Origin of the sequence: Rhodococcus sp. 05-2254-6 (genome assembly GCF_002258565.1) — a bacterium.
GTDB lineage: Bacteria > Actinomycetota > Actinomycetes > Mycobacteriales > Mycobacteriaceae > Rhodococcoides.
On the sequence record NZ_NOZF01000085.1, the window covers coordinates 20,071 to 27,071 of the forward strand.

At 66.2% G+C, this 7,001-nt stretch carries 6 protein-coding genes and 2 pseudogenes; 4 read left to right on the forward strand and 4 right to left on the reverse strand.

What is annotated here, in order from left to right; all coding sequences use genetic code 11:
- Window positions 1–39: 39 nt before the first annotated feature.
- The 3 genes from CH256_RS10460 (at window position 40) to CH256_RS10470 (ending at window position 3,632) form a co-directional block, all read left to right on the forward strand.
- Complete coding sequence (locus CH256_RS10460; RefSeq protein ID WP_068048960.1) at window positions 40–384, forward strand: ArsR/SmtB family transcription factor; 345 nt, start codon at window positions 40–42, stop codon at window positions 382–384.
- Between the two features lie 109 nt (window positions 385–493).
- Window positions 494–2,191, forward strand: coding sequence for a SulP family inorganic anion transporter (locus CH256_RS10465; RefSeq protein ID WP_094669546.1), 1,698 nt, complete (start codon window positions 494–496; stop codon window positions 2,189–2,191).
- 40 nt (window positions 2,192–2,231) lie between these two features.
- A complete protein-coding gene (locus CH256_RS10470) occupies window positions 2,232–3,632 on the forward strand; it encodes a xylulokinase (protein WP_094669547.1) in 1,401 nt (466 codons plus the stop codon).
- Window positions 3,633–3,669: 37 nt separating this feature from the next.
- Here CH256_RS10470 and CH256_RS10475 read toward each other — a convergent pair whose 3' ends face one another.
- The 4 genes and pseudogenes from CH256_RS10475 to CH256_RS10490 all read right to left on the reverse strand — a co-directional run.
- Complete coding sequence (locus tag CH256_RS10475; RefSeq protein ID WP_068048894.1) at window positions 3,670–4,743, reverse strand: SDR family oxidoreductase; 1,074 nt, start codon at window positions 4,741–4,743, stop codon at window positions 3,670–3,672.
- Between the two features lie 65 nt (window positions 4,744–4,808).
- Window positions 4,809–5,546, reverse strand: coding sequence for a sulfite exporter TauE/SafE family protein (locus CH256_RS10480; RefSeq protein ID WP_094669548.1), 738 nt, complete (start codon window positions 5,544–5,546; stop codon window positions 4,809–4,811).
- Window positions 5,546–6,541 (reverse strand): ABC transporter ATP-binding protein, encoded by a 996-nt coding sequence (locus tag CH256_RS10485; RefSeq protein WP_094669549.1) that lies wholly within the window; start codon window positions 6,539–6,541, stop codon window positions 5,546–5,548. The genes CH256_RS10480 and CH256_RS10485 overlap by 1 nt, the downstream gene beginning before the upstream one ends.
- Window positions 6,534–6,791, reverse strand: a pseudogene (locus CH256_RS10490) (oligopeptide/dipeptide ABC transporter ATP-binding protein); the annotation flags it as partial. The pseudogene CH256_RS10490 and the gene CH256_RS10485, both read right to left, overlap by 8 nt.
- Here CH256_RS10490 and CH256_RS10495 point away from each other — a divergent pair.
- Window positions 6,783–7,001: pseudogene (locus tag CH256_RS10495) on the forward strand (oligopeptide/dipeptide ABC transporter ATP-binding protein); the annotation flags it as partial. The pseudogenes CH256_RS10490 and CH256_RS10495 sit on opposite strands and share 9 nt — an antisense overlap.

Genomic DNA, 7,001 nt, shown 5'->3' on the forward strand with positions numbered 1-7,001 from the left:
TAGCCTGCTGCGCGGTGGCGGGTGCCACGGGAGGACTTCATGGCCACGGATTCGAGCCGGCCGCTCTACAGAATGAAAGCCGATTTCTTCAAGACGTTGGCGCATCCCGCCCGTATTCGCGTGCTGGAGTTGCTGAGCGAGCGCGAGCACGCCGTGTCCGAGATGCTGCCGGAAATCGGCATCGAGCCGGCCAATCTGTCTCAGCAATTGTCCATCCTGCGGCGCGCCGGTCTCATCGAAGGCACTCGGGAAGGCCTGTCGGTGTCCTACACGTTGACGTCGCCGAAGGTGGCCGACCTGTTGGTCGTTGCGCGGGAAATACTCACGGGAGTGGTGGCCAACCAGGCCGAGCTACTGGAAGGCGAGTCCGGAGCGCGCACCTGACTCGACGGCCCGTGATGGTCTGACTCACGTCTTGTGTTCACCTGGTTCATTACTTGCTAAACTTAGCAAGTAGCTACATCAGGATCGATGAGTTCTCAGAAAGCGTCACATGTCCGAACCGACGAAACCTTCCCGCAGGACCGACGCCCTCAGTGCTGTGACAGCGCTGCTGCCCAGGTGGAGCGAGTGGAAACCGGCCTTCCGCGCACCCGGCGCGGATCTGCTGGCCGGGCTGATCGTGGCCCTGGTCGCGTTGCCTCTGGCACTCGGCTTCGGCGTCAGCACCGGGCTGGGTGCGGCGGCGGGCCTGACCACCGCGATCATCGCGGGAGTCGTCGCCGCGGTATTCGGCGGATCCAGATTTCAGGTGTCCGGGCCGACCGGCGCCATGACGGTGGTGCTCGTACCCATCGTCGCCGAGTACGGGCCGAACGGAGTACTCGCCGTCGGACTGATGGCCGGAATCATTCTGCTGGCGCTCGCCGGTGCAGGCGTCGGTCGAGCCGTCCGGTACATGCCGGCACCCGTCATCGAGGGGTTCACCGCAGGCATCGCCGTCGTCATTGCGCTGCAACAGGTTCCGTCGGCCCTGGGTATCACCGACGCCGAGGGCGAGAAGGTGTGGCAGTCCGCGTTCGACGCGGTGCGCTCGTTCGTCTCGAATGCGAGCGTTCTGACGCCCACCGTGGCCGTCACGGTCGCGATCGTCATGCTGGTCGGCGGCCGCTTGGCTCCGAAGATCCCGTTCTCCCTGGTTGCGGTCGCCGGAGCAACGGTGATCACTCAATTGTTCGACCTCGACATCGCCCGCATCGGCACCATTCCGTCGTCGTTGTCCGCCCCGAGCCTGAGCTTCTTCCACCTCGGTGACGTGACGGCGTTGTTGGCACCCGCGTTCGCCGTCGCCGCGCTGGCTGCACTGGAATCGCTGCTGTCCGCGACCGCGGCGGACTCGATGGGCGTCGGCGCGCGGCACAATCCCGATCGCGAACTGTTCGGGCAGGGACTTGCCAATATCGCCGCGCCGTTGTTCGGCGGGATTCCCGCCACCGGTGCCATCGCCCGTACGGCCGTCAACGTTCGATCCGGGGCACGGACCAGGCTCTCGGCGCTCACCCACGCGGTGATCCTCGCCGCCATCATGTACTCCGCCGCGGGCTTGGTGGCCGACATTCCCCTCGCCGCTCTGGCCGGGGTGCTCCTGGCGACAACGGTGCGCATGGTCGAAACAGCCTCCATCCGAGCAATTTCCCGCGCCGGTCGCGGCGACACCGTAGTGATGGCGTCGACTTTTCTCGTCACGGTTCTGTTCGATCTGGTGACGGCTGTGGCGGTCGGCGTCGGGTTCGCTGCGGTGCTGGCACTGCGCGCAGTCGCGCGATCGGCCACGGTCGAGAAGGTACCGCTCGATGCACTCGACGCGGTCTCGAAGGAAGAAGAAGGCCTGCTGCGCGAACACATCGTCGCCTACCGGATCGACGGTGCACTGTTCTTCGGAGCTGCGCACAGCTTCCTGCTCGAGCTCGCCGACGTGTCGGACGTGAAAGTGGTGATCCTGCGCATGTCGCGAGTGACCACCATCGATGCCACCGGAGCTCTGGTCCTCAAGGACACGATTACCGAACTCGAACATCGCCGCATCACCGTCCTCATTTCCGCAGCCAAACCCGAACACCTGCGTCCGCTGACGGCGCTGGGCGTGTTCACCACCAAGGACGACGAAGCGCGCCGTGTTTTCGAGACCACGCCGCAGGCCATCGCCTACGCGCGCACGTTGGTGACGGAGGCAACCGCGCCTCGCGGGTAGGGTCGTAGATCACACTTGCGTAGGAAAGGACCCGCTCACCGTGGCTCTCGTTGCCGGAATCGACTCCTCCACCCAATCGTGCAAAGTCTTCGTTCGTGACGCCGAGTCGGGGGACTTGGTCCGCCAGGGGCGAGCAGCGCATCCCGACGGCACCGAGATCGACCCGCAGCGCTGGAAAGACGCTCTCGACGAGGCGATCGCTGCCGCAGGCGGACTCGACGACGTGGACGCGGTGTCGGTGGGCGCGCAGCAGCACGGAATGGTCTGCCTCGACGACAAAGGATCCGTCGTCCGTAAAGCCCTGCTGTGGAACGACACTCGATCGGCGCAGGCCGCGACGGACTTGGTCTCCGAGTTGGGCGAAAAAGAAGGCACCGACGGCGGGCAGGCCTGGGCCGACGCCGTCGGCGTGGTTCCGTTGGCCTCGATCACCGTCGCCAAGCTGCGATGGCTTGCCGACCACGAGCCCGAGAACGCCGATCGCACTGCGGCGGTGTGCCTTCCGCACGATTGGCTGAGCTGGCAGCTCGGCGGGGCATCGGGGCTCGACGCTCTGGCCACCGATCGAGGCGACGCCAGTGGCACCGGGTACTTCTCCGCGGCCACTGACGAATATCGAACGGATCTGCTGCAGTTCGGTTTTCGGGGTCGTAACCCACTGCTGCCCCGCGTGGCTGCACCCAACGAGGCCATCGGCCGCACTCGCAGCGGGGCACTGATCGGGCCGGGGACCGGAGACAATGCCGCGGCAGCCCTCGCCCTCGACGCTCAGCCCGGCGATGTGGTGGTCTCGATCGGCACGTCGGGTGTCGTATCTGCCGTGACCTCGGTTGCGGCCGCGGACGGTTCGGGTCTGGTCGCCGGATTCGCCGACGCCACCGGCCGTCAACTGCCGTTGGTGTGCACGCTCAACGCTGCTCGCGTCCTCGATGCGACGGCGCGGATGCTGGGCGTCGATCACGACGAGTTGTCGCGGTTGGCGCTGTCGACGACGAGCGACGGTGTGGTGATGGTGCCGTACTTCGAGGGCGAGCGCACCCCCAACCGTCCCGATGCATCCGGTGCGATTCATGTCCTGCGACTGAACAATTCGACACCGGGCCACCTCGCGCGAGCGGCCGTCGAAGGACTGCTGTGCGGTTTGGCCGACGGTATCGACCATCTGCGTTCGCAGGGGGTCGAGACGAAGCGGGTGCTGCTCATCGGCGGCGGTGCGAAGTCCGCTGCACTGCGCGAGTTGGCCCCGGCCATTCTCGGCGTCCCGGTGATCGTGCCCGAGCCGGGTGAATACGTCGCCGACGGTGCCGCGCGCCAGGCGGCGTGGACACTGGCCGGGACCAGCGAGCCGCCGACCTGGGCGCAGGCCGCGTCGAAGACATACGAGGCCGACCCGACCCCGGCGGTACGGGAGCGCTACGCGCAGGTGAGCGGAAACTCGTAGCAGGGGTCGAGTTTCCGTGCACGTGCGGCGCAGCCGCTCAGGGAATCAGGCGCGCATCCCGGTAGCGCTGGATCACCGAGGCGATGGCATCCGGTGTGGATCGGAAGCCTAGGAACCCGGCGTTCTTCGATTTGTTCATGTCGGTCAGGCATTCCATGTCGCGGCCGAGGTCGCCGTCGGTGTGCCACCACGACGCGAGCCGTGAGACATCGCTTTCGACCAGATCGTGCTTCTCGGCGATGCGCTTCCACGTTGCGGCCGCGTCGGACATGCGGGGTTCGAGTGGACGCGGCTCGCTGTCGTAGCCCTCGGGCTCGACGCCGAAGTGCGCGGCGAACTGCGGCCACAGCCAGCGCCAGCGGAAGACGTCACCGTTGGCGATGTTGAACGCCTCGTTGTGTGCGTTGTCGTCGGTTGCGGCCCACACCATCTGCTCGGCGAGCAGGTCCGCGTCGGTGAGGTCGGTGAGGCCGTTCCACTGTGTCTCGGAACCGGGGAAGACGAACTTCTCGCCGAGCTCCTTGCAGATCGCTGCGTACACGGACAGCGTCAACATCATGTTCATCGCGTTGCCGACCGCGAATCCGGAGATGGTGTGCGCGCGGTGCACACTCCAACCGAATCCGAACTTCTCGGCACCGGCGAACAATTCGTCTTCCTGCGCGTAGTAGAAGTTGGGAGTGTCGAGGCGATCCTCGGTCTCGTGGAACGGCGTCTCGGCCATCACTGCCTCACCGTAGGCATCGAACGGTCCGAGGTAGTGCTTGAGGCCGGTCATCAACGCGACGTGCTTCACCGAGTCGAGGGGGCCGAGCACGTTCAGCACGTTGCGTAGGGTCGCCGAGTTGACCTCGATGTTCTCCTGCTCGGAGTCCTTCTTCATCCATGCGGTGAAGAACACGACCTCGGGGCGGACGTCGTTCAGCGCCTCCTCGAGCGAGGCCGGGTCGAGCAGATCGGCGGCCACACCGATGACGCCGTCGACCGGAGTGCTGCCACTACGGCTGAGTCCGTACGTGTCCCAGCCTGCGTCGAGAGCAACGCGGCACAAGGCTTGTCCGGAGATGCCGGTGGCACCGACGATCAATGCGCGGGTGTTGTTCGTAGTCATCGACACCGACTACCCGATCGACGCGTTCCGACACGAGATGGCGATTCAACTCACTATTTCGTGAGTTAGGCGAGCGCCGACACCTGCTGGACAACGAGCACGAGCGCGCCGACGGCGGAGACGGTGATCGCGACGATGCGCAGCCGTCGACGATCGAGGACTTTGTTGACCACCCGGGAGAGCAGGAAACCGAGAATCGTCGCCGGGGCCAGGAACACGAACAGCGTTGCCGTATGGGCATCCACCGCGCCGGCGACCGCGAGTACCGCCAGCGAGATCAGCGAGCCGACGAGGAAGAAGCAGCTCATGGTGCTGCGCAGTTCGGCTCCGGTGTTGCGTTGCCACACCAGTGCCATCGGGGGTCCGCCGATCGAGGTGGCCGTTCCCAGAATTCCCGACGCGGCCCCGGCCATCACCAGATTTCGTCTGTGCGGCAACGGGACCCAACCGAACGACGTCAGTGCGACGCCGCAGAGCACCACCAGCGCCAGCAGGATGGCCAGTCCGCGCTCGGGTAGCAGCACGAGCAGTAGTGCGCCCACCACAGAACCGGGGAGGCGACCGGCGAGCGCCCACCCTGCACCCGAGAGGTCGAGGGCGGTGCGATCGCGAATCAGAACGAGCACACTGACCACGACGGCCAGCATGATGAGCGTCGCCGGGATCAGGCCGGGGTCGACGATCGCCACGATGGGCGCGGCGAGCATACCCATGCCGAATCCGATGGACGCCTGCATCGCCGACGCGAAGAAGATGGCCAGCGCGACGACGACGAATCCGGTGATGCTCAGGTGTGTCGCCATCACGTCCCGGCGGCGACGAGGCCGAGATTGCCTGCGACGAGGGGATAGTGGCATTCGGCGATGTGATCGGCCTCGTCCGCGTCGAGCGCCACCGGGGGTGCCTCACTCGCACACAGGTCGGTTGCCTTCCAGCAGCGCGTGCGGAACCGACATCCCGACGGCGGATTCAGCGGCGACGGTACCTCGCCCTTCAGCAGGATCTTCGTCCCGCGGTTCGACGCGTCGAGTGTGGGTGCGGCCGACATCAATGCCGCTGTGTACGGGTGAGCCGGACGGTCGAACACTGCTTCGGTGGCCCCGGATTCGACGATGCGGCCGAGGTACATCACCGCGACGCGGTCGGCGACGTGTCGGACGACCGACAGATCGTGCGAGATGAACACGTACGAGATGCCGAGCTGCTTCTGCAGGTCGTTGAGCAGGTTGAGCACCTGCGCCTGTACCGAGAGATCGAGTGCCGAGACCGGCTCGTCGCAGATGATCACGTCGGGGTTCAGCGCCAGCGCCCGCGCGATGCCGAGGCGTTGGCGTTGACCGCCGGAGAACTCCTGCGGGAAGCGGTTCTCGTCGCTCGGGCGCAGGCCCACCAGGTGCAGCAGTTCGCGGACCCGTGCGGAGCGATCGCGGCGAGTCCTGTACAGGCCCTTGTGGGTTCGCCACGGCTCGCCGATGATGTCGCCTGCAGTCATGCGTGAGTTCAGGGAACCGTACGGGTCCTGGAACACCATTTGCACGCGTCGACGCCACGCGAGGAGTTCCTTGCCGCGCAGCGCGAACGGATCGACGCCGTCGAACGCGACCGTGCCCGAGTCGGGTCGTTCGAGCATCATCAGGGTGCGCGCGAGAGTGGACTTGCCGCAGCCGGATTCGCCGACCAGGCCCAGGGTCTCACCGCGTCGCAGATCCAGGTCGATGGCGTCGAGGGCACGGAGCTTGCCGCGGCCGACGTCGAAGGTCTTGTTCAGGCTGCGCACGGTCAACAGTTGCTCAGGCATGACTGGTTACCTCGTTCGGGAAGTGGCAGGCCGACCTTCGGCCGGTACCGACGGATTCGAGCGGCGGGCGAGCACTGATGCAGATGTCGCGGGAGAGGGGGCAGCGGGCCTGGTACACACACCCGTCGGGAATGGAATGCAGGTCCGGTGGCGTGCCGCCGATGGACTTGAGATCCTCACCGCGGACGGCGTGGACCGGCACCGAGTCGAGCAGTCCCTTCGTGTACGGATGGCGTGGTTCACCGAACACGACATGGCCGTCGTCCTGATCACCCACGACCTCGCCCTGGTGGCCGAAGAGGCCGACCGGGTCGCCATCATGTACGCGGGCAACGTGGTCGAGACCGGACCGGTGTCCGAGGTGTTCGGTGAACCACGCCATCCGTACACGAAGGGACTGCTCGACTCGGTGCCGGTCCACGCCGTCCGCGGTGAGGATCTCAAGTCCATCGGCGGCACG